The sequence below is a fragment of the uncultured Croceicoccus sp. genome (genome assembly GCF_947496385.1).
Taxonomy (GTDB): Bacteria; Pseudomonadota; Alphaproteobacteria; order Sphingomonadales; family Sphingomonadaceae; genus Croceicoccus.
The window spans coordinates 332,940-358,921 of the sequence record NZ_CANMCP010000004.1; the positions used below are offsets into that span (position 1 = coordinate 332,940).

A 25,982-nucleotide genomic window follows, 5' to 3' on the forward strand; every position below is an offset into this window, starting at 1 on the left:
CCGCGCGAAAGCGAACGGCCCGAAGCCTGTGGGACGGTTCCGACCGGCCCTGCCTGCGCTCGATTTACCATCTTGACCCATGGCGGACGTTGCATCATCCTCAAAGAAAATGAACATGAAATCATATTCACGTAATATGTGACTCAGGTGAGAGGATATAGTCAATGACCGATGTGCAGGCGCTCATGCGCGAAAACTATCCGGGCAACACCTGGGCCGATGTCGCGGAGCGTGATGGCCGCCTGCCGCCCGTCCTCGCGCAGCAGAGCAATCCTGCGCAGGATCTCTCCGACATTCCGTTCGAACGCTATATCGGGCAGGATTTCTTCGAGGCCGAGTTCGAGCATGTCTGGAAACGCGTGTGGCAGTTCGCCTGCCGCGACGAATATCTGGAAGAGCCGGGCGATTTCTTCGTTTACGACATCGGCCGCCTGTCCGCCGTCATCGTGAAGACCGACACCGGGTTGAAGGCGTTCTACAATTCCTGCCTGCACCGGGGGACGAAGCTGAAGCCTTCGGGTTCGTGCGGTTGGTCGCCCGACATTACCTGCCCCTTTCACAACTGGAGCTGGAATCTCGACGGGTCGCTGAAGAACATCCCCTGCGATTTCGAATTTCCGCAGGTGGAGCGGGACAAGGCCGGCCTGACCAGCGTTCAGGTCGAAAGCTGGAACGGGATGGTGTTCGTGAACTTCGACGCGGACGCGCCGCCACTGGTCGCTTATCTCGAAGTCCTGCCCGACCATTTCCGCAACTGGGACCTGCGCGGATGGTATGTCGCCACCCATGTGCGCAAACATCTGCCGGGGAACTGGAAGCTGTCGATGGAGGCTTTCATGGAAGCCTATCACACGCCCTTCGTCCATCCCGAGATGACGAACGTGGTGGGCGACCATAACATGCAGCACGACATATTCTCCCGCCATGTCAGCCGCGACCTGTGCGCCATGGCAACGGCCAGCCCCACCGCGCAGAAAAGCATGAGCGAGCAGGAGTTGCTCGACATGATGCTCGTCGGTGACGGCAAGATGATCGGCGCACGCGCGAAGGTGCCGGAGGGAAAGACCGCCCGGTGGGTCATGGCGCAGCAGCTTCGCGAGCGGATGAAAAGCGAATTCGACCTCGATTACTCCGGCCATTCGGTGCCGGAGATGATCGATTCCATCAAATATCACGTCTTTCCCAATGTCATGATCTACCCTGCGCCCGGTCTGTGCCTAGTGCAGCAATTCCGGCCCGACGGGCATGACCGCGACCATTCGATCTTCGATCAGTACGTGCTCCATCCCAAGCCGCGCGACGGCAAGTACGAAGTCGCCGAAGTCGAGGAACTCGGCGAGGACGAGGCCTTTGCCAGCCTCGAAAGCATGGACCCTTTCCTCGCCAGCGTGCTCGACCAGGATACCGATATCATGCGGGCGCAGCGCGAGGGCATGTACACCAGCGGCAAGGGTGCGCAGACGCTTTCCTCCTATCAGGAATCGCGGATCCGGCATTTCCACAAGACGCTGGGCGAATACATGCAGGACGCTTCGGCATGAGCGCCCCGATCAGGGGGGTCCACCACGTCGGCATGAGCGTGCCCGACCTCGATACCGCGCGGCGTTTCTTCATCGACCTGCTCGGCGCTGAGGAAATCAGCGCCGCCGAATGGGAGCCGGGCGATGCGATGATCGACGCGATCGTCGGCTTGCGGGATTCGGCGGCGAAAACCTTCATCGCGCGGCTGAAGAACGTGCAGGTCGAATGTTTCGAATATAGCAGCCCGCGCGCACCGGACGCGGACCCGGACCGCCCCGTCAACCATTTCGGCTACACCCATGTCGGGTTCGAGGTCGACGATATTCAGGCCACCTACGAGCGCATGATCGACGCGGGCCTGACCTTCCACACCCCGCCCGATCTCAGCACGATCACCACCGACGAGGATGGGCGCAAGACCGGTTTCGCGGCGACCTATGGGCGCGATTATTTCGGCAATGTGTTCGAGATCCTCGAAATCCATGAAAACGACATGATCAAGCCGAACTGACGCCGCGGGGCGCCACGCGAAAACACAAGGGGAGAGCAAGCCGATGGATCTCGAACTCAACGGCAGGAAAGTGGTTATCAGCGCCGCGACGCGCGGCATCGGCCGGAGCATCGTGGAGAGCTTCCTCGACGAAGGGGCGATCGTATCCTTCTGCGGCCGGCGCGCGCAGGGCAAGCAAGGCAATCCGAGCGACGAGAGCGTTTTTGCCAATCCGTTGACCGGCGATGGCGTCGAAGAGGCGGTCGCCGCTCTCGAAAAACGCGGCACGGTTTTTGGTTCGGTCGTCGATTGCGGCTATCCCGAACAGGTGGAGCGATGGGTCGAAAAGGCCGCCGCGGACATGGGCGGTATCGATATTGTCGTCTCCAATGCGAGCGCTCTTGGCGGAACGCCGCGCAGTCGCAAGGGGTGGGACATCAATTACAATGTCGATCTGATGTCGGCGGTCGCGATGTTCGATACAGCGCTTCCCTATCTCAAGGCATCGGACGCGGCGGCCTTTGTCCAGATGTCGACGATCACGGCAATCGAGAACCACGCGTTCGGCGAATCGGGTTTGAGCTATGGCGCGATGAAGGCCGCGCTCATCAATTACACCCATCAGCTGGCCATGGATTACATGAAGGACGGCATTCGCTGCAACTGTGTCGGGCCTGGGCCGGTCTATATCGCCGACGGCAGCTGGGGCTATCTCGAAAAGGAGATGCCGGATTATTTCGCCGCCAACAGGGACAGGCATCCCGCCGGTCGTTTCGGCAGGCCGGAGGAGATCGCCGATGCGGTGCTCTATCTCGCGTCGGCGCGGGCGTCGTGGATCACCGGCGTGAACCTCACCGTCGACGGCGGTTTTACCCGCAACGTCAAATACTGATCGTTATCGGAAAGGCTATCGCGATGGACAGGACCGCAACCGACGCCGAATGGGGCGAGGATCGCAGCGAGGGCATCAGCTGGTCCGAGCTGATGGAGAAGGATTCGCGCACCCCGCCGGCCGCGCTGACGGAGCCGAGCTATACCTATCGCGGGTCGGAGCCCATTCCCGCCGAACGCTACACGAGCGAGGCATTCGCGCAGGCCGAGCGGGAGAAAATGTGGCCGCATGTCTGGCAATTCGCCGCGCGCGAGGAAGACTTGCCCGAACCGGGCGATTTCATCGTCTATGAAAATGCGGGCCGCTCCTTTCTCGTTTCGCGGCAGGAGGACGGTTCGGTGCGGGCAATGCACAATGTCTGCCTCCATCGCGGACGCAAGCTGCGCACCGAGGACGGCAATACCGACCGATTTACCTGCCCTTTCCACGGTTTCACGTGGAACAAGAACGGGTCGTTCGATCACGCGCCGTGTCAGTGGGATTTTCGTCACCTGGCCCAAAAGGACATGGACCTGCCCGACGCCGAGGTCGGGCGATGGGGCGGCTATATCTTCGTGCGGGAGGAGAAGGGCGGCCCCAGCCTGGAGGAGTATCTCGCGCCGCTTCCCGAACATTTCAAACGCTGGCGGCACGAGGAATGCGTGACGGTCATGCGCGTCGCCAAGGAAGTCGCCGCAAACTGGAAAGTGACGATGGAGGCGTTCATGGAGGCGTGGCACACGGTCGTCACCCATCCGCAACTCCTGCCCTTCACCGGCGATTGCAACGCGGCATACTGGACCTGGGGCGACAATGTGAATGCGAACTTCACCCCCTTCGGCGTGACCAGCCCCCATGTTACCGAGGGTAAGGGGCAGCAGTGGATCGTCGACGAATTCGTGAAATTCAACGGGCGCAGTGCCGACAATTACGAACAGAATGCCGACCCCATGGCCATTGCCGTTCCCGACGGCATGACCGCCCGCGAAGCACTGGGCGCGCAGATGCGCAAGCTTTATACCGAGCAGACCGGCTATGATCACGAGGATGCGACCGATGCGGAATTGCTCGATGGGCTGGTGTATAACGTCTTTCCGAATTTCGCGCCGTGGGCCGGCTTCATGCCGAACATCGTCTATCGCTGGTTGCCGGGACGGACGCCCGACACCTGCGTGATGGAGGTGCGGATCCTCTCGCGGGTAAAGCGGGGCGAGCCCATGCCGCATGGCGCGCCGCTCAAATTCCTCACCCTCGACCAGAAATGGACAGAAGCGCCCGAACTCGGCGTGCTGGCCGATGTTTTCGAACAGGACATGGAAAATCTTCCCTATGTGCAGGAAGGGCTGCATTGTTCGAAAAACGGGGAAGCGCAGCTGGGCAATTATCAGGAAATCCGTATCCGTCATTTTCAGGATACGCTGACGCAATATCTCGATCGCGAGAGCGACGACGGATAAGAGGCCCGGGACGCAAATCCGGCCTCGCGGCGCTATCGGCCACAAATCGAAGGCTGAAAGCTTGCAGTCCCGACAGGGGGTGAAGGGACCGCGCACCTTTCAGCGGTTGGCTTTGATCGGAGCTGATGAACGCATGGATGCGCAATCGGCCCGAGAAGCTATGCCGGCCGGAAGAAGGGTCGGTCGAACCGGGGCAAATGGCCCGCGAGTTTTCGACGATATAGCGGCAGTGTTCGAAACGGCGTTCGCGACAGGCGGCAAAGGCGTCTTCGGGCGTGTTGGCCCGGGCCTGTTCCCCGGCCATCACGATGCTGTCCTCGATCGCCATGCCGGCCCCTGTCCAAGGTGAGGCGTGGTCGCATGCACCGCATCGCCGAGCAGGACACCGCGCCCGCTGGTCCACGGGCCGTCGAGCATCATCGTTTCGAGCGATAGACCACGCTCTCGTCATCGGTGATGCCCCTAGCCAGTTCGCGGATCTGCGGCGCGGTCCCGGTCAGCGTTTCGCGCATGGCTTTTGCGATACCGGTCTCGTCGTATCTTTTGCTAATCTATCATCAATGGTATCGATGAATGATGCGGCTCGACAATTTCGATCTCAACCTGCTCGTGGCGTTCGACGTGTTGATGCAGGAGCAGAACGTCACCCGCGCGGCCCATCGCCTCCACGTCACCCAATCCGCGATGAGCGCGTCTCTCAAGCGGCTGCGCGAAAGTTTTCAGGACGATATCCTGGCGCAGCATGGCAAGCGGATGATACCGACGCCTTTCGCGCTGACCATGCAGGGTGAGATTGCGGACAAGATTTCGGAGCTTCGCGCGCTCATCACGCGGCAGGGCAGTTTCGATCCCCGCCGGTCGGAGCGGCGCTTCCGCATCGCCGCCTCCGATTACATCACGACGGTCCTTCTGGCCCCGCTGCTCGACACGCTGGAACAGGACGCGCCATTGGCCAGCTTCACCTTCGAACTGCCCGGCCCGGAATCGCAGGTAGCGCTGGGCAATGGCGATCTCGACCTCATGTTCACGCCCGAAATCTTCCTCCATCCCGATCATCCGCATGAACTCGTGTTCGCGGAACGGCACGTGACCGTCGCCTGCCCCGAAAATCCGCGCGTTGCCGGAGGGTTGAGCCGGGCGACCTTCCTCGATTCCGGCCATGTCGGGGTGAGCGTCGCGCGCAAGCAGACCTTTGCCGACGCATGGCTGATGCAGAACGCGGTCGAACGGCGGATCGAGGTGCGGGTGCCGTCCTTCATCCAGGCGCCGTTCCTCGTGCCGGGAACGCAGCGGCTGTGCGTGATGCATGAAAGGCTCGCGCATGATATGGCGAAGCGCCTTCCCCTGAAAATCCTGCCGGTGCCGTTCCCGATCCCGCCGATGCGCGAGATGATGCAGTTTCATGCGACGCGAAAGGGCGATCCGGGGTTGAGCTGGCTGAGAGGCAAGATCTACGAGATGGCATCCCGCCGCACCCCGCCTTCGGCCTGAGGAATCCGAGGCGCGCGGCGCAACGGCGGTGAATTCGCCCTTCTGGGATCGACGCGATCGCCAGCCGTTCATCGAGCGGACGGACGACGTGCTCCCCCATCGGCCCGAAAGGCGGTGCGATGCCGCCCGGCGCGTTCGGACATCAAGGCGAGCGTGTGGTTCGTCACCCTGACCCGAATGTTCGTGGTGCGAAGGGCGGACAGGGCCGCCAATGGGGCTGTCGTGCCGATCGCGAGGAGGGCGCCTGCATCGACCATAGCCAACGCGTCGCACGACCTCGCCGCTCTGATCGGTCCGTACCGACAGGCGTGTCGCGTATGTGGGTACGGCGTCTCCTACGGCAGGCCGTCGGTGCTGCGCATAATGCAGGCCCCGGCCCTGTGAAACGCGACGAGATTGATTTCGACGGCATTGCGTCGGCCGAAGCGGATGCGTCGCTGGATCTTGGCCACCGTATTGATGTGGTCGAGGCCGCGGGCCGGGCGCTGCGCACGCCGGCTCAGGCGGCGGGCTATCGCGCGTTGCGCGCGCAGGACGCGCTGGGCGGGATCGGCGATGTGGCCGGCCACGATCTTCGCACCTTCATGGGCAGGCTGCCCAATTTCCTGACGCTTCGCGCGCGTATCTCGCCGATCACTGCGGGACTCTCGCGCGACGCGATGCAACCGGAACTCGCACGGTTAAGCGCGAATGTTCTTTCCCCTTCTATGTCCGGATAGAAGCGAAAACCTGCCGCCTTTCCCGCGGTTCGCGCGGTCATGCCGGTATCGTTGATCACAGCCGGAAAACAGGATTGCATCAATAAATCTACATATATATGTCTAGCGCCATGGTTCGCTCCCGACGCCCCTCTCCGCAAATGCTCGCCGTTCTCGCCGCGCTGTATGATCGGGCGCCCGAGCGGATCCACGGCTATGATCTCATGAAGCTGACCGGGTTGAAGTCAGGCTCGCTCTACCCGCTGTTGATGCGGATGAGCGACCGCGGCCTGCTCGCCTCCGAATGGTGCGAGCCGACCGCGCCCGGACGGCCCCCGCGCCATGCCTATCGCCTGACGGCGCGCGGCGTGGCGCTCGCACAAGCGGCCAGAAACGATCCCGATTCGTCCGGCCTCGTGGGTGCAAAGGCATGAGCGGCGGGATCGCCCGCGCGGTCATGACGCTCGCCCTGGCGGGGCTGGGCCCGCATCGCCGCGACTGGGCCGCGGCCATGCGTGCCGAATTCGCCATGGCGGCGGAGGCCGGCGAGGGCTTGGCGTTCGCGTTCGGCTGCCTCGCGACCGCGTGGCGGGAATTGCCGGCCCATCACGAGGGCCGTCTTGCCCTGTCACGCTACACGTTCGCGCTCGGGCTGATCCTGCCCGCGGCGGCGGTCCTGCTGGCCGGGTTGTGGTGGGGCTATCCTTGGGTCGAGCCTCCCTACGCGGACGGCATTGCCCGTTTCGCGAAGGTGCCGACCGTCCTGCCGGCGACCATTCACGCGGGCAACGCCTTCGCCGTTCCGTGGTTGGCGACCTTGCTGCTGCTGCGCGTGGGCGGTCTGATGCTGTCTGCCTGGTTCGTGGTCGAAGCCGACTGGAACAGGGCTGCCGCCATCCAGCGGGCAGGCGCCGCCGCCACGGTCACGCTGGCGCTTTTTGCCGCCATCGTGGTCGCGGATTTCACCTGCGTGGTACTGCCCCTGCTCGCCCTGTGCGCAGAGATGCTGTCGATCGCCTTGCTGCGCCGGTGGCATGATGGCGAGAATGCTGCCGTGGCCTAGGCCGGTTCAGACCCATCTCTCCCGGCGGCCCCGTGGGCGCGGCACGAGGAGACAACGAGGAGAGGCCATCATGATCGAAGACCGGATCGCGCCGCGCGTCGGACCCACCCCGCCCACGGGGCAGGAACGGCTGGCGAGCCTCGATTTCATGCGCGGCATTGCGGTGATGGGCATCCTTGCCGCCAATATCGTCGCCTTCGGACAGCCGCAGATCGCCTATCTCTGGCCGGGCGGTTTCCTGACCGAACACGGACCGCTTTCGGACTGGCTCTGGGTCGTGCAATTCACGGTGATCGACGGCAAGATGCGCGGCCTTTTCACGCTGCTGTTCGGCGCAGGGATGATCCTGTTCCTCGACCGGGCACGGGCACGCGGGAAGGGGCGCTGGCTGCAGGCACGCCGCCTCGGCTGGCTCTTCCTGTTCGGCTATGGGCATTTTCTCTTTCTGTCGAAGGGCGACATCCTGGCGATTTACGCGACCTGCGGGCTCATCGCGCTGCTGTGCGCGCGATGGCGGCCCAGGACGCAGCTGTGGGTCGGCGTCGCGGTCTATCTGCTGGGCGCGTTGAAGGACACCGTGGTTCTGGGGCGGGTGTATGCGGCCGCATCCGGACGGATCGCCCCGGTTCGGGATGGAACGGGGGACCTCGCCGCCGCAATGCGCGACGCCGCGATCGCCGATTCCCGCATCGAAAGCGTGTTGATCCGGGCGGGCGATTACGGCGGTTGGGTCCTGCACAATGTCACCGAACACGGGGTCCAGCCGCTGCTGTCGTGGGTGCAGAACGGGCTCGAAGCGATCCCCATGATGTTGATCGGCATGGCGCTTTACCGCCTCGGCCTGTTCGACGGGCGGCTCGATCCGCGTCGGCAGTCGCTTTGGGGATGGGTCGGACTGCTCGTCGGCCTTGCCGGAACGCTCGCGATCGGGCTCTGGAATCATGCCGAGGGGCTCAGCTATATGGGCGCGATCTGGTCGCTCGACGGGACGTCGGCCCTGCCGCGCCTGCCGATGGTCCTGGGGCTGGCGGCGCTGCTGTCGCTATGGGGACCGCGCGCGACCGGCTGGCTTGGCTCGCGCATTTCCGCGGCGGGGCGGATGGCATTCTCGAACTATCTGGGCACCTCGATCCTGATGCTGTTCGTGTTCTACGGCTGGGCGCTGGGCCTGTTTGGCGAGCTGAACCGGCCGGCATTGTATGGCGTGGTGGTGGTGACCTGGGCGATCATGCTGGCTTGGTCGCCGGCCTGGCTGGCGCGCTATTGCTTCGGTCCGCTCGAATGGGTGTGGCGGTGTCTCACCTACGCGCGCATCTTCCCGATCCGGCGTGACGCATCGCCCGGCTAGCGGTTCGCCACCTGGCGAAAGTTACCCGTTCGCGCGAGCTTTATCGCGGCGAGAGAGTGCCGAGGCAAAGTCAGGTGAAAATTTCAAAGGCTGGGCATTGTGCGGCTTGCGAGCCGGGATGGCCGGTTACTCCCCGACTTGTCGCATCCTTACAGGCGCCCGATGGTCAAGGCGCCGAACCGGACCAAGTGATTCCGGAGCCGGGACCCGCCGAATTGGGAAGCATCCCGCGCGATTGTGAGAGATGTTGGAAAGCCATGCAAAGGCCGGTGGCGGAGACGGAGGGATTCGAACCCTCGATACCCGATAAAGAGTATGGTTCCTTAGCAGGGAACTGGTTTCAGCCACTCACCCACGTCTCCGGAACCGCGCCCTATAACGAGGTCCGTCGACCGCTTCAAGGGGGCGCCGTTGCAAAATGCCGTATCGCCGGGCGAACCGCATCGCCGCAGCAGTGCAGCCCCGGCGAACATGCCATGGCGCGACGCGCACCGATTGCCGCGCAGGGGCCGGATTAACCGTCGGTTCAGGGCGCCCGATGCCTTTTGCGCGGAGCTTGCGGACTTGCCATCGGGCGTGCAATCGCGCACTCGACACGGCAGGCGCGCGGCGGTCGATGGACTGCGCCGCAGCAGACGGGAAACGACAATGGGACGGTTTATGCAACGCTTTTCGGGTCAATCGTATCGGGTGTCGGGGCCATGGCTTCGCGCCGCAACGCTGCCTGTGGCGGCGATGGCGCTGTGTCTTGCCGGCGCGGCGCAGGCGCAGATCACCACCATCGATCCCAATCGCGCGATCGACGGCGATCTGGAGCAGCCGCAACCCGCACCCGCACCCGCTCCCGCGCCCGGCGCGCAGGGCGAATTGCCGCCCGTGGCGGGCGACCCCTATGCCGATCCGTATGCGGCGCCGCCGGCGTCGGACTATGTCTATCCCAGCGAAGAGCCCGCGACCGTGCCCGCCCCTGCGCCGGCCGCGCCCGGACCGCAGCCGGCTCCCGCGACGCCGCCCGCCGCGGCGTCGCAGGCTGCCACCACCTATCAGCGTGACGACGTGCTCGGCGCGGCGGAGCGCGCCTTTGGCAGCGGTGCCGAAGGGCTGGCCAAGCTGGTCGAGGAAATCCTGAGCAAGCAGGGCGAGCCCAACGCCTATATCACCGGGCGCGAGGCGGGCGGCGCCTTTGCCGTCGGGCTGCGCTATGGCGAAGGCACGATGTATCACAAGGTCGAGGGCGAGAAGCCGGTCTACTGGACCGGGCCGTCGATCGGGTTCGACGCGGGCGCCAATGCCGGCTCCACCTTCATCCTCGTCTATAATTTGTGGGACAGCGAGGATCTCTACGAACGCTATCCCGCCGGCGAGGGGCAGGCCTATGTCGTGGGCGGCTTCAACGCGAGCTATGTCCGCAAGGGCGATGTGGTGCTGATTCCCATTCGCATGGGCGTCGGGGTCAGGCTCGGGATCAATGCGGGCTATCTGCGCTTTTCCAAAAAGCATCGCTGGTTCCCGTTCTAACACCGCCCCAATAAAAATTGATGGCGCTTGAGGCTTGCCCCGCGGTCCCGCGGTCGGCATGAGACGGCGACCCGGCGCCCGATGCGCGCTTCGTTCAGACCGCGAGATGTGACCCATGCCGATGCTTGCCGATCTTCCCGAACAGTCGCCCGATGCGCTTCTGGCGCTGATCAAGATGTATGCCGCCGATCCGCGCGAGGAGAAGATCGACCTCGGCGTCGGCGTCTATCGCACCGACGATGGCGCGACGCCCGTGTTCGCGGCGGTGAAGGGCGCGGAAAGGGATCTGGTCGAGCGGCAGGATTCCAAGGCTTACCTCGGCCCCGAAGGCTGCATGGATTTCGTGCGCTGCCTGATGCCGATCATCCTGGGCGATGACATGGCGAAGAGCGAGCGCATCGACGGCATGCAGACGCCGGGCGGTACCGGCGGCGTGCGGCTTGCCGTGGCGCTGGCGCAGGCGGCGGGGTCGAAGCGCGTGTGGATGGGCACGCCGAGCTGGCCGAACCATGCGCAGATCCTCAAGGACATCGGCATGGAGGCCGCGACCTTCAATCACGCCGCCGATGGCGCCACCGACATGGACGCGCTCAAGGATGCGATCGCGAAGGCGGATGCCGGCGATGCGTTCCTGCTCCACGGGTGCTGTCACAATCCGACCGGTATCGATTACACCGTCGATCAATGGCACGAGATCGCCGCCATGATTGCCGAAAAAGGCATCCTGCCCATCCTCGACCTCGCGTATCAGGGGCTGGGCGAGGGTCTCGAAGAGGATGCGCAGGGCGTGCGCATCGTGATGAAGGCCGTGCCTGAAGCCCTGCTCGCCTATAGCTGCGACAAGAATTTCGGTCTTTATCGCGACCGTGTCGGCGCCGTCTACGTACAGGCGGCCGAGGCGGATCACCTGCCGCGGATCATGTCGAATGCCGCGTCCTTTGCCCGCGCCACATGGTCCATGCCGCCCGATCACGGCGGTTCGGTGGTGCGCGAGATCGTCGCCGACGATACGCTGCGCGGCGAATGGCTGGACGAGCTTGCGGGCATGCGCCGCCGGATGCTGCAGGTGCGCGCGCGGCTGGCCGAGGCGGGGACCGCCGGTTCGGTCGACCTCACCCCGCTGGGGCAGCAGCATGGCTTGTTCGCGATGCTGCCGCTCGACAAGGATCAGATTCAGGCCCTGCGCAAGGATCACGCCGTTTACATGGCGGGTTCGGGGCGCATCAATATTGCCGGGCTGACGCTCGGCAATATCGACCGGTTCATCGCCGCGCTCGCAAAGGTGAGCGGCTAGGCTTCGCGCAGCGACTGCATCCGGCGCAGGTAGCGGGCGAGGACGTCGATCTCCAGATTGACGCCGTCGCCCGGCTGCCGCGCGCCCAGCGTCGTGACCTCGGCCGTGTGCGGAATGATGTTGAGCGCGAACCGCGCCACGCCATTCGGCAAATCCTCCACCGCATTCACGGTGAGCGAGACACCATCGACCGTGATCGAGCCTTTGCCTGCGATATAGGCGGCAATGTCGCGCGGGGCGTCGATCTCGAAATGGATGGAGCCGGCGCGTTCCTCGCGCACGGCGACGGTGCCGACCGCATCGACATGGCCGGTCACGATATGCCCGCCCAGCTCGTCCCCGAGTTTCAGCGCCTGCTCCAGATTGAGCCGCGCCCCTTCGCGCCATTGTCCGGGCGCGGTGCGCGAAATCGTCTCGTCCGACACGTCCAGCGCGAACCACGCATCGCCCGGCGCCCCGCCGCGATCCACCACGGTCAGGCAGACGCCGGAACAGGCGATGGACGCACCGATCGCTATGTCGGAGGGGTCGAAGGGGCACGCGACGGTAAGCCGCGTATCGCCGCCATCGCGCAAAACGCGCGCGACCGTGCCGATTGCTGTGGTTATGCCGGTAAACATGGGATCCGTTCGTAGTGTTCCATCGTGTCCTTGCCAAGCATGCGCCGGTCGCGCAATCGCCATTGTTCGTGCGCATCGGCAAGCGTGGCGAGCCCGATGTCGCCGATCCCGGCCATGCCCCCGCCAATCACGATCGGCGCGCGATAGATCAGCAGCCTGTCGACATGCCCGGTGGCGAGAAAGGCGGCGGCGGTTTTGGCCCCGCCTTCGACCATGAGATATTGCGCGGGGAGGAGCGGCGAAAGATCGTCCGCGGCGCGCAGGGCCGACCATCCGGGCGGCGCGTCGCCGCGGCTCAGCACCCATCGGGCCGGGCTGCGACGTTCAAGGCCGGGCAGCCGCACGTCGAGCCGGGGCGCATCCGCGCGCAAAGTGCCGCCGCCGACCAGAATGGCATCGTGGCACGCGCGCACCAGATGGGTATGGGCGCGGGCGGCAGGGCCGGTGATCCACTGGCTGCTCCCGTCGGCCATGGCGATGCACCCGTCGAGCGACAGCGCCAGTTTCAGCGTGACGAGAGGCCGCCCCCGGCCTCCGCGCATCAGATAGCCGGCAAGCGAATCGCGCGAAGCCTCGCTCGTGCATGATGCGGCGCTTATGCCCGCGGCTCTCAACGCGGCGATCCCCTTGCCCGCGGTGCGCGGGTCGGGATCCTCGCATCCCACGACCACGCGCGCGACGCCTGCCGCGATCAGGAGCGCGGAGCAGGCCGGACCGCGCGTCGAAACATGGGCGCACGGCTCCAGCGTGACATAGGCGGTCGCCCCGCGCGCACGGTCGCCGGCCTGCCGCAGGGCCACGGCCTCGGCATGGGGACGCCCGCCCGGCTGTGTCCAGCCGCGCCCGACCACGATGCCATGGCGCACGAGGATGCACCCGACGGCTGGGTTGGGCCGGCTCAGCGGGCGGGCGCGTGACGCCAGCCGCGCCGCGGCATCGAGCCAGCGGGAATCAGAAATTCTTTTCGACCCGCTCGACCGCGCGGCGGCGGGCCTCCGCCTCGCGGGCTTCGCGCATGGCACGCTCGCGCTCGCCCTGCCGGCGGGCTTCCTCCACGTCGATGCCGGACACGCGGGCGACGGTTTCGTAACGCTCGCGAATCTCCTCCTCGCGCGCGGCACGTTCGGCGCGCAAGGCATCCTTGCGTTTCTGGTTCTCGATATTGGAGGCGATGATTTCCGCGTCGGAGCGGCCCGGCTCGAACGTGTTGATGTAGGTGATGGTGGGTGCGCGCGGCTCGATCCGGTAGCTTTCGCCGAAAATCGTGCCGAAGATACAGACCGTCACCGCCGCCGCCAGCGCGAAAAAGCGCCAGCGATGCGGGTTCTCCTCCATCCACACGCCGCGAAAATCCCGCACCGCACCCATCGGGTTGATGAGGGAGAGAAATCGCGAAAGACCTGTTTTCTGAACTGCCATGTCCTGCCCAAGATAGGAGCTGTGGTGCGCCGTGGCCAGCCCGCCGCGTGATCCGCGATGCGCCGGCCTAGCCGAACGCGGCGTAGAGCGTGCGCCCATGCTCGCTCAGCCAGCGATTCGCATGCGCGAGATCGCCGTCGAAGATCCTGGCGTGGAGCGCATGAAACGCCGGTGAATGATCGAAATGCACGAGATGCGCGACCTCGTGCGCGGCGACGGACCGGCGCACCGCGTCCTCCGCCATCACCAGCCGCCAGTTGAGCCGGATCGTCCCGTCGCGCGCACAGCTGCCCCAGCGGCGCTGCGCCCGGCTGAGCCTGACCGCCGGGGCGGGGATCGCGGCCAGGGCGCAGAAATCCGCCACGTCGGCCGTCATGAGCCGCAGCGCCTCCTCTTCCAGCCAGCGGCGGATACGGCCCTCCATCCCCTCCACCGGCCCGCCGCACCACAGCACGGCACCGTCCACCTCGGGACGGCGCGGCCGGGCGGCATCGCGCGTCACGCGAAGAACCCGCCCGCGAAAGGGCAACGTCCCGCCATCCACGATGACGAGCGGGCGTGGCAGTTTCGCCCGCTGCGCCGCGAGCCAGTCGGCACGCGTCGTCGCGAATCGAACCCCATCGTCGAGCGCGGCGAAGCGTGGAATGCTTACCCGCGCCTCCGCCCCGTCGGGCGAGAGGCGCAAGGTCATCCGGCGGGCGATCGGGTGACGGCGCACGACGAGCGGCAGGGGACCATCGGGCAAATCTACCGTGCCGCGCATCTGCGTCGCCGGTGGCGCGCGGCGCGAGAGAAAGGCATTGAGCCCGGCGCGGGCGCGGCTCTTCATTCGCCGTCCTCGTCCGTATCGCCATCGGGGGCAAGCACGAGTTCGTAGCCGGGAATGACGACATGTTCCTCGATCGGGCCGGCGTCATCCTCCGATATGACCTTCCCGGCGACGGAAATCCCGGCCCGGTGGACCGCGTCGCGATCCCCGCAGATCAGATAGTGCCATTCGCGCAAGGGTTCGCCATTCGCGCGCAGGCGATAGGCGCAGGTGTCGGGAAGCCAGTGCAGGTCATGCGCCTTTTCGCGGGTCAACTGCAGGCAATCGGGCACCTTCGCCTTGCGATTGGGGTAATCGGTGCACCGCGCGCTTTGCGTGTCGAGCAGGCGGCAGGCGACATTGGTGGGGTAGATCTCGCCCGTGTCGGCATCCTCCAGCTTGTGCAGGCAGCAATTGCCGCATCCGTCGCACAGCGCCTCCCACTCCGCATCGTCGAGCGCGGCGAGCGGTTTTTCCCAGAACGGCAGGTCGCCAGTGACAGGGTCGTTCATCGCACCCATTTAGCCAGCTCTTCGGCGACCGCGGCGGCGCCCTCGTTCGTGGGGAGCAGCGCGACCGGATTGCCGTCGGGATCGAACAGCATCGCCGCGTTGCTATGCTCCATCAAATAGCCGCCACCTGCCGATTCGGCGCCCTTTTCGTGATAGACCACGAAGGCGTCCGCGGCCTGCGCGACCTGCTCTTCCGTTCCGGTCAGGCCGACCATGCGCGGGTGGAAATTGGCGACGAATTCGCCGACGGCTTGCGCCGTGTCGCGCTCCGGGTCGATGGTGATGAAGATCGGCGTGACCTGTTCGGCGCGGTCCGGCGCCTCTTTTGCGAACAGGGTCAGCCCTTGCCCGATCGCCTGCGCATCGACGGGGCACACGTCGGGACAGAAGGTGTAGCCGAAATAGACAATGCGCCATTGCCCGGCAAAATCGGCCCAGCGCACCGTCTGCCCCTCGCTATTGATAAGCGTGAAATCGCCGCCGATGGCCGCACCGGCCAGCGGCGGCGGTTCCGCTGCATCCCCGCCCGCATCGCCCCAGCCGCACGACGCGAGCGCCAGTGCGAGCGAAAGCGCAACACCGGTCAGCATGGTGCGCGGGCGCGGACGGGCGCGCAGGGGGAGGGCGGGGCGGCGAGTGCGATCGTAATGGGGCATGGAAGGGCGGTTCATGTCCTGCTAAAGCATGAGACGCAAGTGAAAGCGCCGCGCATCGCGCGCAGGGTAGAGCACGCCCGATACAACCGCCGGATCAGGATATGTCAGGGATACGAACCGGAATGAACACACGTCTTTTCACCGTTCTGGCCGCGGCGGCGGCGGCGTGCCTGTCGGCGAGCCCGGCCGCCGCGCAATTTTCCGAAGGCTATCGTTTCCTCGAGGCGGTGGAGAAGCGCGACGGCGAAACCGCGATCGCCGCATTGAACGAACCGGGCAGCACGCTGGTCAATACCCGCGACGTGGGCACGGGGCGGTCCGCGCTCCATATCGTGGTGGCGCGGCGGGACCGGACCTGGCTCGATTTCCTGCTCGACAAGGGGGCCAACCCAAACGTGCGCGATGCGAAGGGGATCAGCCCGCTCGAAATGGCGTCCTCGCTGCGCTTTCTCGAAGGGGTGGAAATGCTGGCCAAGGCAGGCGCCGACGTGAACGAGACGAATGCGACGGGGGAAACCCCGCTGATCGTGGCGACCCATCTGCGCGATGCCGATCTTGCGAAGATCCTGCTCGACAACGGGGCGAACCCCGACCGCGCCGATTCGTCGGGCCGCAGCGCGCGCGATTACGCAACGCTCGCCGGGCGCAGCAACCCGGTGCTGGCTTTGATCGAGCGGCAGGACAGCGCCGCCCGCAACTCCCAGACCTACGGACCCAGCCTGTGATCGACGCCGATACGCTGACCCTCGACGCGCTGGCCATCGCGCTGGCCCCCGCGATTGCCGACGCGGCGATTTTCGACGGGTGGAGCGATACCGCGCTCGTCGCCGCGGCGGAGATGGAGGGCATGGACCCGGCGGTGGCGCGGCTCGCGTTTCCGGGCGGCGCGATGGACATGATCGCGGCATGGATCGGCGCCATCGACCGCCGCATGGCCGAGGAGCTGAACCCCGCCGAACTCGCCGCGATGAAGATTCGCGACCGTATTCATAAGCTGGTGATGTTCCGGCTCGACGCCGCATTGCCGCAACGCGAATCGCTGCGCCGGGCGATGACGATCATGGCCATGCCGCAAAACCTCGCCCGCTCGGCACGGCTGGGGTGGAGCAGCGCCGACCTCATGTGGCGCATGGCAGGCGACACGGCGACCGATTACAACCATTACACGAAACGCGCGATCCTGGCCTCGATCTACGCCGCGACGCTCACCGTGTTCGCCGACGACGACAGCGACGGACAGGCCGACACGCGCGCCTTTCTCGACCGCCGGATCGACGGCGTGATGGAGTTCGAGAAAGCCAAGGCCAAATGGCAAAATCCCGATCGCGAACGGTTCAGCCCGCTCCGCATGCTCGGACGGCTGCGGTATCCCTCGCGTTGACGGCCGCATGCTTTATTGAGAATTAGTTGCAAAGAGCGGCGCTTTGTGCGACCGGCGGACCATGACCAACGGGTTCGAAACACGAAACGAGACGCTGGCCGAAAGGCCGCTGGGCAGCGTGTCGCGCATCGTCGCGGTGGACTGGGACACGCTCGCGCCCGAAGAGGCGCGACGCCTGCGTGCGCTGGGCATCGATGACGGCGCCACGGTAAAGCTCGCGCATCGGGGCATTTTTGCCGGGCGCGATCCGCTTGCGGTGGAAATCGGGCGCATGACCATCGCGGTGCGGCGCGTCCATGCCGAGGCGATTCGGGTCGAGGCGGTCGCGGATGCAGGCGCAAAGCTCGCCATTGGCGCGGACGCGGCGGCATGAGCCGGCCCATCCGCACCGTCGCGCTGGTCGGCAACCCGAACGCGGGCAAGAGCGCCTTGTTCAACGCGCTCACCGGTGCGCGGCAGAAGATCGCGAACTATCCCGGCGTCACGGTGGAGCGCAAGGCGGGCCGCATGGCGCTGTCCAATGGCGAACCGGTCGAGCTGGTCGACCTTCCCGGCAGCTATTCGCTCGACCCGTCGAGCCCGGACGAGGCCGTGACCCGCGATGTCATCCTCGGCGATCAGGAAGGGCAGCGCCGACCCGACGCGCTCGTCATCGTGGTCGACGCCGCCAATCTGGAACAGCATCTCGTCTTCGCGCAGGAACTCATCGCGCTCGACCTGCCGGTGGTCGTCGCGCTCAACATGGTCGACCTTGCAAAGCGCGACGGGCTGGTGCTCGATGCGAAGGCGCTGGGCGAAGCGCTCGGCGTGCCGGTGGTGGAAACGGTGGCGGTGCGCCGCCGCGGACTGGACGCGCTGACCGATGCGTTGCAGCGCGCCGTCAACGAAAAGCACCAGGCGCCCTTTTTCGCCGCCGATCTCGACATGACCGAGCGCCGCGTCAGCGCCCACGCCATCGCACAGCGCGCGCTGGTATCCGAAACGCGCACGCGGCGCATGCATCGCGGGCTCGACAAGGTGCTGCTGCATCCCTGGATCGGGCCGGTCATCCTGTTCGCCCTGTTGTTCGTGGTGTTTCAGGCCGTGTTCGCATGGGCGACGCCCTTTGCCGACGGGCTGGAGGCCGGTGTCGGTTTCGTGAGCGAGCGGGTCGCCGCGATCCTGCCCGACGGGCTGATCCGTGACGCGATTACCGAGGGCGTGCTGGCGGGCGTCGGCTCGGTCGTCGTGTTCCTGCCGCAGATCGTGATCCTCTTCTTCTTCATCCTGTTGATGGAGGCGACGGGATACATGGCCCGCGCCGCGTTCCTGATGGATCGGATGATGGCCGGCGTCGGCCTTTCGGGACGCAGCTTCATTCCGCTGCTCTCCAGCTTCGCCTGCGCCATTCCGGGGATCATGGCGACGCGCTCGATCTCCGATCCGAAGGACAGGCTGACCACGATCCTCATCGCGCCATTGATGACGTGTTCGGCGCGGCTGCCGGTCTATGCGGTGATCATCGCGGCGTTCATTCCGGCCCGCTCGGTCGGGCCGGGGATCGGGTTGCAGGGGCTGGTGCTGTTCGCGCTTTATGTCGCGGGGATCGTCGGGGCGATGGTCGTCGCGCTGATCCTGCGGCGCAGCGTGGCGAAGGGCGCGGCGAGCGGCTTCATCATGGAATTGCCGCGCTATCAATGGCCGCGCCTGTCGGACATCGCGCTCGGCCTGTGGCAACGCGCGTGGATCTTCCTGCGCCGGGCGGGCACGATCATCTTTGCCGCGACGGTGGTGCTGTGGCTGTTGCTCTCCTTTCCGCAGGCAGAACCGGGTGAAAGCCAGGTCGATGCCAGCATCGCGGGCCATATCGCGGACGGGCTTTACGTCGTGGTCGAACCGATCGGCTTCAATCGCGACATCGCGCTCGCGCTCATCCCCGCGATGGCCGCGCGCGAGGTGGCGGTGTCCTCGCTCGCCACGACCTATGCCGTCGACAGCGGGGACGAGGAGGAAACCGCCATGGCGCTCACCGACCGGCTGTCGAGCCGGTGGAGCCTGCCGACCGCGCTCGCCTTTCTCGCCTGGTTCGTGTTCGCGCCGCAGTGTCTTTCCACCATCGCCGTGGCGAAGCGGGAAACGAATGGGTGGAAATGGCCGGTGTTCATGTTGGCATATCTGTTCGCGCTCGCCTACATCTTTGCGGGAATCACCTATTGGCTCGCCGTTGCGGCCGGGCTCTGACGCAAGCATTCAAGGCAGGAATTTATGGCAGGCAGTCTCAACAAGGTCATGCTGATCGGCAATCTGGGCGCCGACCCGGAGGTTCGCAGCTTTCAGAACGGCGGCAAGGTGTGCAACCTGCGCCTCGCCACCACCGAAAACTGGAAGGACCGCGAAGGTCAGCGCCAGGAAAAGACCGAGTGGCACACCGTGTCGATCTTTTCCGAGGGGTTGATCAGCGTCGCCGAACGCTTCCTGCGCAAGGGCAGCAAGATCTATGTCGAGGGGCAGCTGCAGACCCGCAAATGGCAGGATCAGCAGGGCAATGACCGCTACTCCACCGAAATCGTCCTGCGCGGATTCAACGGCACGCTGACCATGCTCGACGGCAAGTCGGGCGGGGGCGGCGGCAGCGATTGGGGCGGCGGCCAGTCGGGCGGCGGATATGATGGCGGTTCCGGCGGCGGGCAATCCGGCGGCTGGAACAAGGGCGGATCGGGCGGCGGCTCCGCGGGCGGTTCGGGCGGCGGTTTCGGCGGCGGCCAGGGCGGCGGCGGTGGCTACGACGATCTGGACGACGATATCCCGTTCTGATCGCGGGCCGCTCCGCACGGCCACCCCGGTCATTTCAGTCTTTTGAAGACCCCTTCGATACCGCGCCCTTGAGCACGGCGAAGGGGTTTTCCCGTTCCGGCTCGTCCAGCCCGACCGCGTCGCGCACCCGGTCCGCCTCCGGCCCGGTGGCGAACGGATCGATGGCGAGCGCGACGCTTTGCGCGACGGCCTCGCCCAGGTCGAACTGGTCGCCGTCATAGGGGATCTCGTCGAGCTCGTCGGCTTCGAGTTCGATTTCGTCCGGCATTTGCGAGCTGGCGGGCACGAAGCGGAAATGCAGCGGTTCGGAAATCTTCGTGCGCAGATCCTCGCCCGACACGGCGCAGGCCTGCGTGGCGGCGGCGCTCAACTGCCCGCGCGCCTCCACGACGCCGCCATCGGTTTCGAGGCTGAGCCGCGCGACGAGCGAATCGAGAGACACGATGCCGAAACGCTTTGCGAGCGCGCTCCGCTCCTCCGGCTTCGCGGTGATTTCGACGATGCGGCCATCGGCCTGCTGCACCGCGACCCAGCGCGGCATTTCGGACGGTATGCTCTCGCTCATCGCGCGATATTTCCTTTCAGCAAATCTTCCATCTCCACCGCCCGGATGTCGGCCATCAATCGCCGCAGCCCCGCTGCCATCCGCGTGCCGTCGTCATCGGGGTCGATCATCGTCGTGTTGCGCCGGGCCGCCTGCGCCAGCGCGTCGTCGTCGGCATGAGACAACCCTTCGCGATAGGCGCCGATCCGCCCGCCAAGCGCGGCCATCAGCTTGCCCATGCGCTTGCCCACCACGAGATCGCCGACGCCGGCTTCGCGCAATTGTCCGTCCATGTCGTCGATGAACAACTCGGTGAGCCGCGCGGCGTGCTGCGCGGCGCCTTCGTCCTCGAACCGGATCATGACGAGCGCCATGACCGCGCTGATCATGTCGAATCGCCCCTCCACCGTATCGGCGACCCCGTCGGACGCGTACCAGTGCGGCTCGCGCGCGATGGCGACGATGCGGTGCCACAAATCGGTGAGGTCGATGGCGCGCTGACGCTTGAAAAGACGGGATAGCATGGGTCGTTCCTTCGATGTGCCGCGGGCGCCGCCGCGGGGCCGTTCAGCGCCGATTAAACGCATGGACCCCAATTCCCGTCCCGATCGAGGGAACCGGCGGCGCGTGCGTATCGCACGGTCTTGTGCGCTTCGCCCGCGTTCCGTAAGGGTTCGGCGCCCGTCCGGCCGATATAGGTCGAAACGCGGGCATGACAACGTGGGCGCGCAGCCATTTGCGCTGACCCGGCAGTATGACGAAAAGGCGCGTTGAGCACATGAATTTCACTTCCGGCACCGCATCGCGCCGTTCCATCGCCGGCAGGATGGCCAGCAGGGCGCTTGTCCTCGCGCTCGTCGCACCGGCCATGCTGGGCGGGTGCACCGCCATTCGCGACCGGCGCGGCTATGTCGGCGATGTCGCGCTCACGCAGTCGATCCAGCCGGGCATCGACAATGCCCGCTCGGTCGAAGGCACGCTCGGCCGGCCCAGCTTTACCAGCCAGTTCGGCGACAACACCTGGTATTACGTGACCAGCGCGCAGCAGCGCGAGATTTTCGGCGGCTCGCATATCGTGGAACACCGGGTCCTGCGCGTGCGGTTCGATCCGTCGGGCAATGTCCTGGGGGTCGACAATACCGGCATGGATCTGGTGCGCGACATCAATCCCGATAACAAGACCACGCCGACGCTCGGCCGCGATCGCGGATTTTTCGAGGATCTGTTCGGCAATATCGGCTCGGTCGGGGCCGGCGGGCTTCCCGGTGCGGGGCCGGGCGCGGGCGGCGGCCCTCCCTGAGGCTGCGGCGCGATATGCGGACCGCGCGCGGTTGAACCGCGCGCGGCTCCACCCATATCGCCGGCATGAGATCACATGACGAAGCCCACGGCCTGGTGCCGTGGCACGGAACCACCATCATCGGCGTCAAGCGCGGCAACCGCACCATCGTGGCGGGCGACGGGCAGGTGTCGATGGGCAATACGGTGATGAAGCCCAACGCTCGCAAGGTGCGCCGCATCGGCGAGGGCGGCCCGGACAAGGGCAAGGTCATCGCGGGCTTTGCCGGCGCGACGGCGGATGCGTTCACCCTGTTCGAACGGCTCGAACGCAAGCTCGAACAATATCGCGGGCAATTGATGCGCGCCGCGGTCGAACTCGCCAAGGATTGGCGGACCGACAAATATCTCCGCAATCTGGAAGCGTTGATGATCGTCGCGGATAAAGACGTGCTGCTGGTGATCACCGGCAATGGCGACGTGCTCGAACCCGAAGGCGGGATCGCCGCGATCGGTTCGGGGGGCAATTACGCGCTCGCCGCGGCGAAAGCGCTGTCGGATTATGAGCAGGACCCGGAAAAGATCGCCCGCCGCGCGATGGAGGTCGCCGCGGACGTGTGCGTCTTTACCAATGGCAATGTGACGGTCGAGGCCGTCGGCGAATGAGAACCCCCGAAACCATGACGAACACGAATCTCACCCCGAAGGCCATCGTGGCCGCGCTCGACGAACATATCGTCGGGCAGACCGATGCGAAGCGCGCCGTGGCCGTGGCCCTGCGCAATCGCTGGCGGCGTCAACGCCTGCCGGAGGAATTGCGCAACGAGGTGACGCCCAAGAACATCCTCATGATCGGGCCCACCGGCTGCGGCAAGACCGAGATCAGCCGCCGTCTGGCGAAACTGGCCGATGCGCCTTTCGTCAAGGTCGAGGCGACCAAGTTCACCGAGGTCGGCTATGTCGGGCGCGATGTCGAACAGATCGCCCGAGACCTTGCCGAGGAAGCGATCCGCCTTGAAAAGGACCGCCGCCGCGACGCGGTGCGCGATGCGGCGTCGGCTGCGGCGATGAAGCGCCTGCTCGACGCGCTCGTCGGTGACAGCGCCAGCGAGGCGACCCGCGAAAGCTTCCGGCAGCGGATCGTCGACAACCATCTCAACGATACCGAGGTGGAGATCGAGGTGGAGGACCAGCCCGCGATGAACATGGAGCTGCCCGGCATGGGCGGCAATGTGGGCATGATCAACCTGTCCGACATGATGGGCAAGGCGTTCGGCGGACAGAAGCTGAAACGCCGGAAACTGCGCGTCGCCGATGCCTGGGACAAGCTGGTCGACGAGGAATCGGAAAAGCGCATGGATCAGGACGACGTCGCCCGCGTCGCGCTGCAGAATGCCGAAACCAACGGCATCGTGTTCCTCGACGAGATCGACAAGATCGCCGTGCCCGACAATCGCGGCGGGCAGGTCAGCCGCGAAGGGGTGCAGCGCGATCTGCTTCCCCTCATCGAAGGGACGACCGTTTCGACCAAGTACGGTCCGATGAAGACCGACCATATCCTCTTCATCGCCAGCGGCGCGTTCCACGTGTCGAAGCCCAGCGACATGCTCCCGGAGTTACAGGGGCGCCTGCCGATCCGGGTGGAGCTGAAGGCGCTGACCGAAGAGGATTTCGTGCGGATCCTGTGCGAGACGCGCGCCAATCTGGTGCAGCAGTACAAGGCGCTCATCGGGACCGAGGACGTGACTCTTGATTTCAGCGAGGAGGCAATCCGCGAGATCGCCACCATCGCCGCGCAGGTGAATGAAAGCGTGGAGAATATCGGTGCCCGCCGCCTGTCGACGGTGATGGAAAAGCTGCTCGAGGAAGTGAGCTTCGATGCGGAGGAGCGCGGCGGTTCCACCGTTTCGGTCGACCGCGACTATGTGCGCGAACGGCTCGCCGAACTGGCGCAGGACAGCGATCTGTCGAAATATATCCTCTGACGGCGTAGCATTCGCTGCAAGGAAGACGGCGCCATCTCCGAAGCGGGGATGGCGCCGTTTTCGTGCCGAGTTTGCGCATGCGTCGGGTGCGCCTGTGCGCTCAGGCCGGCTCTTCCTGGCTATCGGCGGCCTGCCGCGCCCACATTTCGGCATAGAGCCCGTCATGGCGCAGCAATTGTGCATGGCTCCCGCTTTCGGCGAGGCGCCCGTGGTCGAGCACGAGAATACGGTCGGTATCGACCACGGTGGACAGCCGGTGCGCGATGGTGAGCGTCGTGCGATGCCGCGCGATCCGCCGCATGGTGCGTAATATGTCCTGTTCCGTGCGCGAATCGAGTGCGCTGGTCGCCTCGTCGAACAGGATGATCGGCGGGTCCTTCAACAGCGTGCGGGCGATGGCGACGCGCTGCTTCTCCCCGCCCGACAGTTTCAGCCCGCGTTCGCCGACCTCCGTGTCGTACCCCGATGGCAGACGTTCGATAAATTCGGCAATGGCGGCGCCGTGTGCCGCGGCCTCGATCTCGTCCTGCGTCGCACCTTCGCGGCCATAGGCGAGATTGTAGCCGATGCTTTCGTTGAACAGCACGCTGTCCTGCGGGACGATGCCGATCTGGCGGCGCAGGCTTTCCTGCGTCACGTCGCGAATGTCCTGTCCGTCGATGAGGATGCGGCCGTCCTGCGGATCGTAGAAGCGGAACAGCAGCCGCGCGATCGTGGACTTGCCGGCGCCCGACGGTCCGACGATGGCGATCCGCTCGCCGGCGTCGACCTCGAAGCTCAGCCCGTGCAGGATTTCACGGTCGGGGTCGTAACCGAAATGCACATTGTCAAAGGCGATCGTCGCGCGGGCCACATGGATGGCAGGCGCGCCGGGCTTGTCCGCGACCTCGACCGGCGTGTCGATCAGCCGGAACATCTCCGCCATGTCGATGAGGCCCTGCCGGATCGTGCGATAGACCCAGCCCAGCATGTCGAGCGGGCGGAACAGCTGCGTCAGATAGGTATTCACGAAGACGAGATCGCCGGTGCTCAGCTCCCCGCGGCTCCACCCCCACACGGTATAGCCCATCGCCGCCGCCATCAGCAGGTTCATGATCGCAGCCTGCACGATATTGAGCAGACCCAGCGAGTTTTCGGATTTCAGCGCCGCCTGCGCATAGGCGCGCGCGGCCCCGGCATAGCGTTCCTGCTCGCGATGCTCGGCCCCGAAATATTTGACCGTCTCGTAATTCAGCAGCGAATCAACCGCGCGCGACAGGGCACGGCCGTCCATCTCGTTCATTTCGGCGCGCAGTTTCGTGCGCCATTCGGTGATCCACCGGGTGATGAGGATATAGGCGACCACGGTCGTGCCCGTCGCCAGCACCAGACCCCACCCGAAATTGAGGTAGAAGATCACAGCCACCGCGATCAGCTCGATCACCGTCGGCGCGATATTGAACAGGAGGAAATAGAGCATGGAATCGATGCTCTTGGTTCCGCGTTCGATCGTCTTGGTCACCTGGCCGGTGCGGCGGGACAGGTGAAAGCGCAGCGAAAGGCGATGGAGCCGGGCAAAGACATCCTCCGCCAGGCTGCGGGTGGCGTCCTGCCCTACGCGTTCGAAGATGATGTTGCGGATATTGTCGAACGCCACGCTGGCGAACCGGCCGAGCGCGTAGGCGAGCACGAACGCCATGGCGACCATCGCGGCCTCGTTCGCGGGCGTCGCCATCGAATCGACCGCGCGCTTGTACGCAAAGGGGAGAGCGAGGGTCGTCGCCTTGGCCAGCAGGACGAACACCATGGCAAAGACGATCCGGCGTTTGAGCGCGGCATCATGGCTCGGCCAGAGATAGGGCAGAAAGCGCCGCAGCGTTCCCCAGTCGGCTTTGTCCTTCAGGTCGCGGGCGGAAACATTGTCTGGTGGCATGGCAGGCAATGTAGGGAACGGCACCGGAATGAACAGGCGGCGTCACTACCGGCACGCGATTCGAATGTGCGGAGGATTCGCGGGAATCGGAGTGAGCCGCGCTTTTCCGCCAGTTTACCGGCGATGCCGGCCTCCGGTCGATGATCCGGAGCGCGCAGGAAAAGCCCGAACCGGTATCGAATGGAACTTTTTTCAGGCCCTAAGACATTGGAAATGTTGGGTTTTCAAAATCCGTGCAATATTTCCGTAATCCATGTGTTGACCGAATCGAGAGTGCCCCATATATGCCCTCTCACCGGACGGCGAGACGCTCTCTAGCGGGG

The 25,982-nt window shown here is 65.4% G+C and carries 28 protein-coding genes and 1 tRNA gene; 19 read left to right on the forward strand and 10 right to left on the reverse strand.

Features of this window, described 5'->3' with window-relative positions:
- The first annotated feature begins 164 nt into the window (after positions 1-164).
- The 9 genes from Q0897_RS09250 (at position 165) to Q0897_RS09295 (ending at position 8,939) form a co-directional block, all read left to right on the forward strand.
- On the forward strand, positions 165-1,541 hold the full coding sequence (locus Q0897_RS09250) for an aromatic ring-hydroxylating dioxygenase subunit alpha (RefSeq protein WP_299309050.1): 1,377 nt from the start codon (positions 165-167) through the stop codon (positions 1,539-1,541).
- Positions 1,538-2,032: a VOC family protein gene (locus Q0897_RS09255; RefSeq protein WP_299309051.1), complete on the forward strand. Its 495-nt coding sequence runs from the start codon at positions 1,538-1,540 to the stop codon at positions 2,030-2,032. The genes Q0897_RS09250 and Q0897_RS09255 overlap by 4 nt, the downstream gene beginning before the upstream one ends.
- A gap of 43 nt (positions 2,033-2,075) precedes the next feature.
- A complete protein-coding gene (locus tag Q0897_RS09260; protein WP_299309052.1) occupies positions 2,076-2,903 on the forward strand; it encodes an SDR family oxidoreductase in 828 nt (275 codons plus the stop codon).
- Between the two features lie 23 nt (positions 2,904-2,926).
- The gene (locus Q0897_RS09265) at positions 2,927-4,339 is read left to right on the forward strand and encodes an aromatic ring-hydroxylating dioxygenase subunit alpha (protein ID WP_299309053.1); all 1,413 of its coding nucleotides are present in this window, start codon (positions 2,927-2,929) and stop codon (positions 4,337-4,339) included.
- 573 nt (positions 4,340-4,912) lie between these two features.
- Positions 4,913-5,830, forward strand: a complete 918-nt coding sequence (locus Q0897_RS09275; protein ID WP_299309054.1) for a LysR family transcriptional regulator — start codon at positions 4,913-4,915, stop codon at positions 5,828-5,830.
- Positions 5,831-6,210: 380 nt separating this feature from the next.
- On the forward strand, positions 6,211-6,549 hold the full coding sequence (locus Q0897_RS09280; RefSeq protein WP_299309056.1) for a hypothetical protein: 339 nt from the start codon (positions 6,211-6,213) through the stop codon (positions 6,547-6,549).
- A gap of 110 nt (positions 6,550-6,659) precedes the next feature.
- Complete coding sequence (locus tag Q0897_RS09285) at positions 6,660-6,962, forward strand: PadR family transcriptional regulator (RefSeq protein ID WP_366519918.1); 303 nt, start codon at positions 6,660-6,662, stop codon at positions 6,960-6,962.
- On the forward strand, positions 6,959-7,591 hold the full coding sequence (locus Q0897_RS09290) for a hypothetical protein (RefSeq protein WP_299309058.1): 633 nt from the start codon (positions 6,959-6,961) through the stop codon (positions 7,589-7,591). Before Q0897_RS09285 ends, Q0897_RS09290 begins: the two co-directional genes overlap by 4 nt.
- A 70-nt stretch (positions 7,592-7,661) precedes the next feature.
- Complete coding sequence (locus Q0897_RS09295) at positions 7,662-8,939, forward strand: DUF418 domain-containing protein (protein WP_299309060.1); 1,278 nt, start codon at positions 7,662-7,664, stop codon at positions 8,937-8,939.
- A 270-nt stretch (positions 8,940-9,209) separates the two neighbouring features.
- Here the strand turns inward: Q0897_RS09295 and Q0897_RS09300 are convergent.
- Positions 9,210-9,301: transfer RNA gene (locus Q0897_RS09300), tRNA-Ser, on the reverse strand.
- Positions 9,302-9,674: 373 nt separating this feature from the next.
- Between Q0897_RS09300 and Q0897_RS09305 the strand changes: the two genes are divergently transcribed.
- Both Q0897_RS09305 and Q0897_RS09310 read left to right on the forward strand, forming a co-directional pair.
- Positions 9,675-10,457, forward strand: a complete 783-nt coding sequence (locus Q0897_RS09305) for a DUF1134 domain-containing protein (protein WP_299309109.1) — start codon at positions 9,675-9,677, stop codon at positions 10,455-10,457.
- A 121-nt stretch (positions 10,458-10,578) separates the two neighbouring features.
- Positions 10,579-11,751: an aromatic amino acid transaminase gene (locus Q0897_RS09310; RefSeq protein WP_299309110.1), complete on the forward strand. Its 1,173-nt coding sequence runs from the start codon at positions 10,579-10,581 to the stop codon at positions 11,749-11,751.
- Here Q0897_RS09310 and Q0897_RS09315 read toward each other — a convergent pair.
- From Q0897_RS09315 to Q0897_RS09340, 6 genes are read right to left on the reverse strand one after another with little or no spacing between them, the layout of a single operon-like run.
- Positions 11,748-12,371 carry a riboflavin synthase gene (locus Q0897_RS09315; RefSeq protein ID WP_299309061.1) on the reverse strand — a complete coding sequence of 208 codons (624 nt, stop codon included), beginning with the start codon at positions 12,369-12,371 and terminating at the stop codon, positions 11,748-11,750. The genes Q0897_RS09310 and Q0897_RS09315 overlap by 4 nt on opposite strands.
- The gene (ribD, locus tag Q0897_RS09320) at positions 12,356-13,330 is read right to left on the reverse strand and encodes a bifunctional diaminohydroxyphosphoribosylaminopyrimidine deaminase/5-amino-6-(5-phosphoribosylamino)uracil reductase RibD (protein ID WP_299309111.1); all 975 of its coding nucleotides are present in this window, start codon (positions 13,328-13,330) and stop codon (positions 12,356-12,358) included. The genes Q0897_RS09315 and ribD overlap by 16 nt, the downstream gene beginning before the upstream one ends.
- The gene (locus Q0897_RS09325; protein WP_299309063.1) at positions 13,323-13,889 is read right to left on the reverse strand and encodes a hypothetical protein; all 567 of its coding nucleotides are present in this window, start codon (positions 13,887-13,889) and stop codon (positions 13,323-13,325) included. Before Q0897_RS09325 ends, ribD begins: the two co-directional genes overlap by 8 nt.
- Positions 13,858-14,619 carry a SprT family zinc-dependent metalloprotease gene (locus tag Q0897_RS09330; RefSeq protein WP_299309065.1) on the reverse strand — a complete coding sequence of 254 codons (762 nt, stop codon included), beginning with the start codon at positions 14,617-14,619 and terminating at the stop codon, positions 13,858-13,860. Before Q0897_RS09330 ends, Q0897_RS09325 begins: the two co-directional genes overlap by 32 nt.
- A complete protein-coding gene (locus Q0897_RS09335; RefSeq protein ID WP_299309066.1) occupies positions 14,616-15,119 on the reverse strand; it encodes a YcgN family cysteine cluster protein in 504 nt (167 codons plus the stop codon). The genes Q0897_RS09330 and Q0897_RS09335 overlap by 4 nt, the downstream gene beginning before the upstream one ends.
- Positions 15,107-15,781 carry an SCO family protein gene (locus tag Q0897_RS09340; RefSeq protein WP_299309068.1) on the reverse strand — a complete coding sequence of 225 codons (675 nt, stop codon included), beginning with the start codon at positions 15,779-15,781 and terminating at the stop codon, positions 15,107-15,109. Before Q0897_RS09340 ends, Q0897_RS09335 begins: the two co-directional genes overlap by 13 nt.
- 107 nt (positions 15,782-15,888) lie before the next feature.
- Between Q0897_RS09340 and Q0897_RS09345 the strand changes: the two genes are divergently transcribed.
- The 5 genes from Q0897_RS09345 to ssb all read left to right on the forward strand — a co-directional run bounded on the left by Q0897_RS09345 (position 15,889) and on the right by ssb (position 19,940).
- Positions 15,889-16,491, forward strand: coding sequence for an ankyrin repeat domain-containing protein (locus Q0897_RS09345; protein ID WP_299309070.1), 603 nt, complete (start codon positions 15,889-15,891; stop codon positions 16,489-16,491).
- The gene (locus Q0897_RS09350; protein WP_299309072.1) at positions 16,488-17,147 is read left to right on the forward strand and encodes a COQ9 family protein; all 660 of its coding nucleotides are present in this window, start codon (positions 16,488-16,490) and stop codon (positions 17,145-17,147) included. Before Q0897_RS09345 ends, Q0897_RS09350 begins: the two co-directional genes overlap by 4 nt.
- Before the next feature lie 61 nt (positions 17,148-17,208).
- Positions 17,209-17,520 (forward strand): FeoA family protein, encoded by a 312-nt coding sequence (locus Q0897_RS09355; protein ID WP_299309074.1) that lies wholly within the window; start codon positions 17,209-17,211, stop codon positions 17,518-17,520.
- Positions 17,517-19,367 (forward strand): ferrous iron transporter B, encoded by a 1,851-nt coding sequence (locus tag Q0897_RS09360; RefSeq protein ID WP_299309076.1) that lies wholly within the window; start codon positions 17,517-17,519, stop codon positions 19,365-19,367. Before Q0897_RS09355 ends, Q0897_RS09360 begins: the two co-directional genes overlap by 4 nt.
- Positions 19,368-19,391: 24 nt before the next feature.
- A complete protein-coding gene (gene ssb, locus Q0897_RS09365; RefSeq protein WP_299309078.1) occupies positions 19,392-19,940 on the forward strand; it encodes a single-stranded DNA-binding protein in 549 nt (182 codons plus the stop codon).
- 34 nt (positions 19,941-19,974) lie between these two features.
- On the opposite strand, the gene Q0897_RS09370 is transcribed toward ssb, so the two are convergent.
- Positions 19,975-20,505, reverse strand: a complete 531-nt coding sequence (locus Q0897_RS09370) for a DUF177 domain-containing protein (protein ID WP_299309079.1) — start codon at positions 20,503-20,505, stop codon at positions 19,975-19,977.
- Positions 20,502-21,008: a ubiquinol-cytochrome C chaperone family protein gene (locus Q0897_RS09375; protein ID WP_299309080.1), complete on the reverse strand. Its 507-nt coding sequence runs from the start codon at positions 21,006-21,008 to the stop codon at positions 20,502-20,504. The genes Q0897_RS09370 and Q0897_RS09375 overlap by 4 nt, the downstream gene beginning before the upstream one ends.
- A 254-nt stretch (positions 21,009-21,262) precedes the next feature.
- On the opposite strand from Q0897_RS09375, the gene bamE reads away from it, so the two are divergent.
- The 3 genes from bamE to hslU all read left to right on the forward strand — a co-directional run bounded on the left by bamE (position 21,263) and on the right by hslU (position 23,747).
- Positions 21,263-21,784, forward strand: coding sequence for an outer membrane protein assembly factor BamE (gene bamE / locus Q0897_RS09380; RefSeq protein WP_299309081.1), 522 nt, complete (start codon positions 21,263-21,265; stop codon positions 21,782-21,784).
- A gap of 65 nt (positions 21,785-21,849) precedes the next feature.
- Positions 21,850-22,428 carry an ATP-dependent protease subunit HslV gene (gene hslV, locus Q0897_RS09385; RefSeq protein WP_202086819.1) on the forward strand — a complete coding sequence of 193 codons (579 nt, stop codon included), beginning with the start codon at positions 21,850-21,852 and terminating at the stop codon, positions 22,426-22,428.
- A gap of 14 nt (positions 22,429-22,442) precedes the next feature.
- Entirely contained in the window at positions 22,443-23,747 is a 1,305-nt protein-coding gene (gene hslU / locus Q0897_RS09390; RefSeq protein WP_299309084.1) for an ATP-dependent protease ATPase subunit HslU, read from the forward strand.
- 100 nt (positions 23,748-23,847) lie between these two features.
- Here hslU and Q0897_RS09395 read toward each other — a convergent pair whose 3' ends face one another.
- The gene (locus Q0897_RS09395; protein WP_299309086.1) at positions 23,848-25,659 is read right to left on the reverse strand and encodes an ABC transporter ATP-binding protein/permease; all 1,812 of its coding nucleotides are present in this window, start codon (positions 25,657-25,659) and stop codon (positions 23,848-23,850) included.
- Positions 25,660-25,982 lie beyond the last annotated feature (323 nt).

Coding starts and splice junctions, on each gene's coding strand:
- Q0897_RS09340 (WP_299309068.1), bottom strand. CDS start 15,781: ATGAACCGCCCTTCCATGCCCCATTACGATCGCACTCGCCGCCCCGCC.
- Q0897_RS09370 (WP_299309079.1), bottom strand. CDS start 20,505: ATGAGCGAGAGCATACCGTCCGAAATGCCGCGCTGGGTCGCGGTGCAG.
- Q0897_RS09315 (WP_299309061.1), bottom strand. CDS start 12,371: ATGTTTACCGGCATAACCACAGCAATCGGCACGGTCGCGCGCGTTTTG.
- bamE (WP_299309081.1), top strand. CDS start 21,263: ATGAATTTCACTTCCGGCACCGCATCGCGCCGTTCCATCGCCGGCAGG.
- hslU (WP_299309084.1), top strand. CDS start 22,443: ATGACGAACACGAATCTCACCCCGAAGGCCATCGTGGCCGCGCTCGAC.
- Q0897_RS09260 (WP_299309052.1), top strand. CDS start 2,076: ATGGATCTCGAACTCAACGGCAGGAAAGTGGTTATCAGCGCCGCGACG.
- Q0897_RS09330 (WP_299309065.1), bottom strand. CDS start 14,619: ATGAAGAGCCGCGCCCGCGCCGGGCTCAATGCCTTTCTCTCGCGCCGC.
- hslV (WP_202086819.1), top strand. CDS start 21,850: ATGAGATCACATGACGAAGCCCACGGCCTGGTGCCGTGGCACGGAACC.
- Q0897_RS09305 (WP_299309109.1), top strand. CDS start 9,675: ATGGCGCTGTGTCTTGCCGGCGCGGCGCAGGCGCAGATCACCACCATC.
- Q0897_RS09310 (WP_299309110.1), top strand. CDS start 10,579: ATGCTTGCCGATCTTCCCGAACAGTCGCCCGATGCGCTTCTGGCGCTG.
- Q0897_RS09345 (WP_299309070.1), top strand. CDS start 15,889: ATGAACACACGTCTTTTCACCGTTCTGGCCGCGGCGGCGGCGGCGTGC.
- Q0897_RS09265 (WP_299309053.1), top strand. CDS start 2,927: ATGGACAGGACCGCAACCGACGCCGAATGGGGCGAGGATCGCAGCGAG.
- Q0897_RS09360 (WP_299309076.1), top strand. CDS start 17,517: ATGAGCCGGCCCATCCGCACCGTCGCGCTGGTCGGCAACCCGAACGCG.
- Q0897_RS09395 (WP_299309086.1), bottom strand. CDS start 25,659: ATGCCACCAGACAATGTTTCCGCCCGCGACCTGAAGGACAAAGCCGAC.
- Q0897_RS09295 (WP_299309060.1), top strand. CDS start 7,662: ATGATCGAAGACCGGATCGCGCCGCGCGTCGGACCCACCCCGCCCACG.
- Q0897_RS09275 (WP_299309054.1), top strand. CDS start 4,913: ATGATGCGGCTCGACAATTTCGATCTCAACCTGCTCGTGGCGTTCGAC.
- Q0897_RS09325 (WP_299309063.1), bottom strand. CDS start 13,889: ATGGGCGCACGCTCTACGCCGCGTTCGGCTAGGCCGGCGCATCGCGGA.
- Q0897_RS09255 (WP_299309051.1), top strand. CDS start 1,538: ATGAGCGCCCCGATCAGGGGGGTCCACCACGTCGGCATGAGCGTGCCC.
- Q0897_RS09290 (WP_299309058.1), top strand. CDS start 6,959: ATGAGCGGCGGGATCGCCCGCGCGGTCATGACGCTCGCCCTGGCGGGG.
- Q0897_RS09335 (WP_299309066.1), bottom strand. CDS start 15,119: ATGGGTGCGATGAACGACCCTGTCACTGGCGACCTGCCGTTCTGGGAA.
- Q0897_RS09285 (WP_366519918.1), top strand. CDS start 6,660: ATGGTTCGCTCCCGACGCCCCTCTCCGCAAATGCTCGCCGTTCTCGCC.
- Q0897_RS09355 (WP_299309074.1), top strand. CDS start 17,209: ATGACCAACGGGTTCGAAACACGAAACGAGACGCTGGCCGAAAGGCCG.
- Q0897_RS09375 (WP_299309080.1), bottom strand. CDS start 21,008: ATGCTATCCCGTCTTTTCAAGCGTCAGCGCGCCATCGACCTCACCGAT.
- Q0897_RS09250 (WP_299309050.1), top strand. CDS start 165: ATGACCGATGTGCAGGCGCTCATGCGCGAAAACTATCCGGGCAACACC.
- ssb (WP_299309078.1), top strand. CDS start 19,392: ATGGCAGGCAGTCTCAACAAGGTCATGCTGATCGGCAATCTGGGCGCC.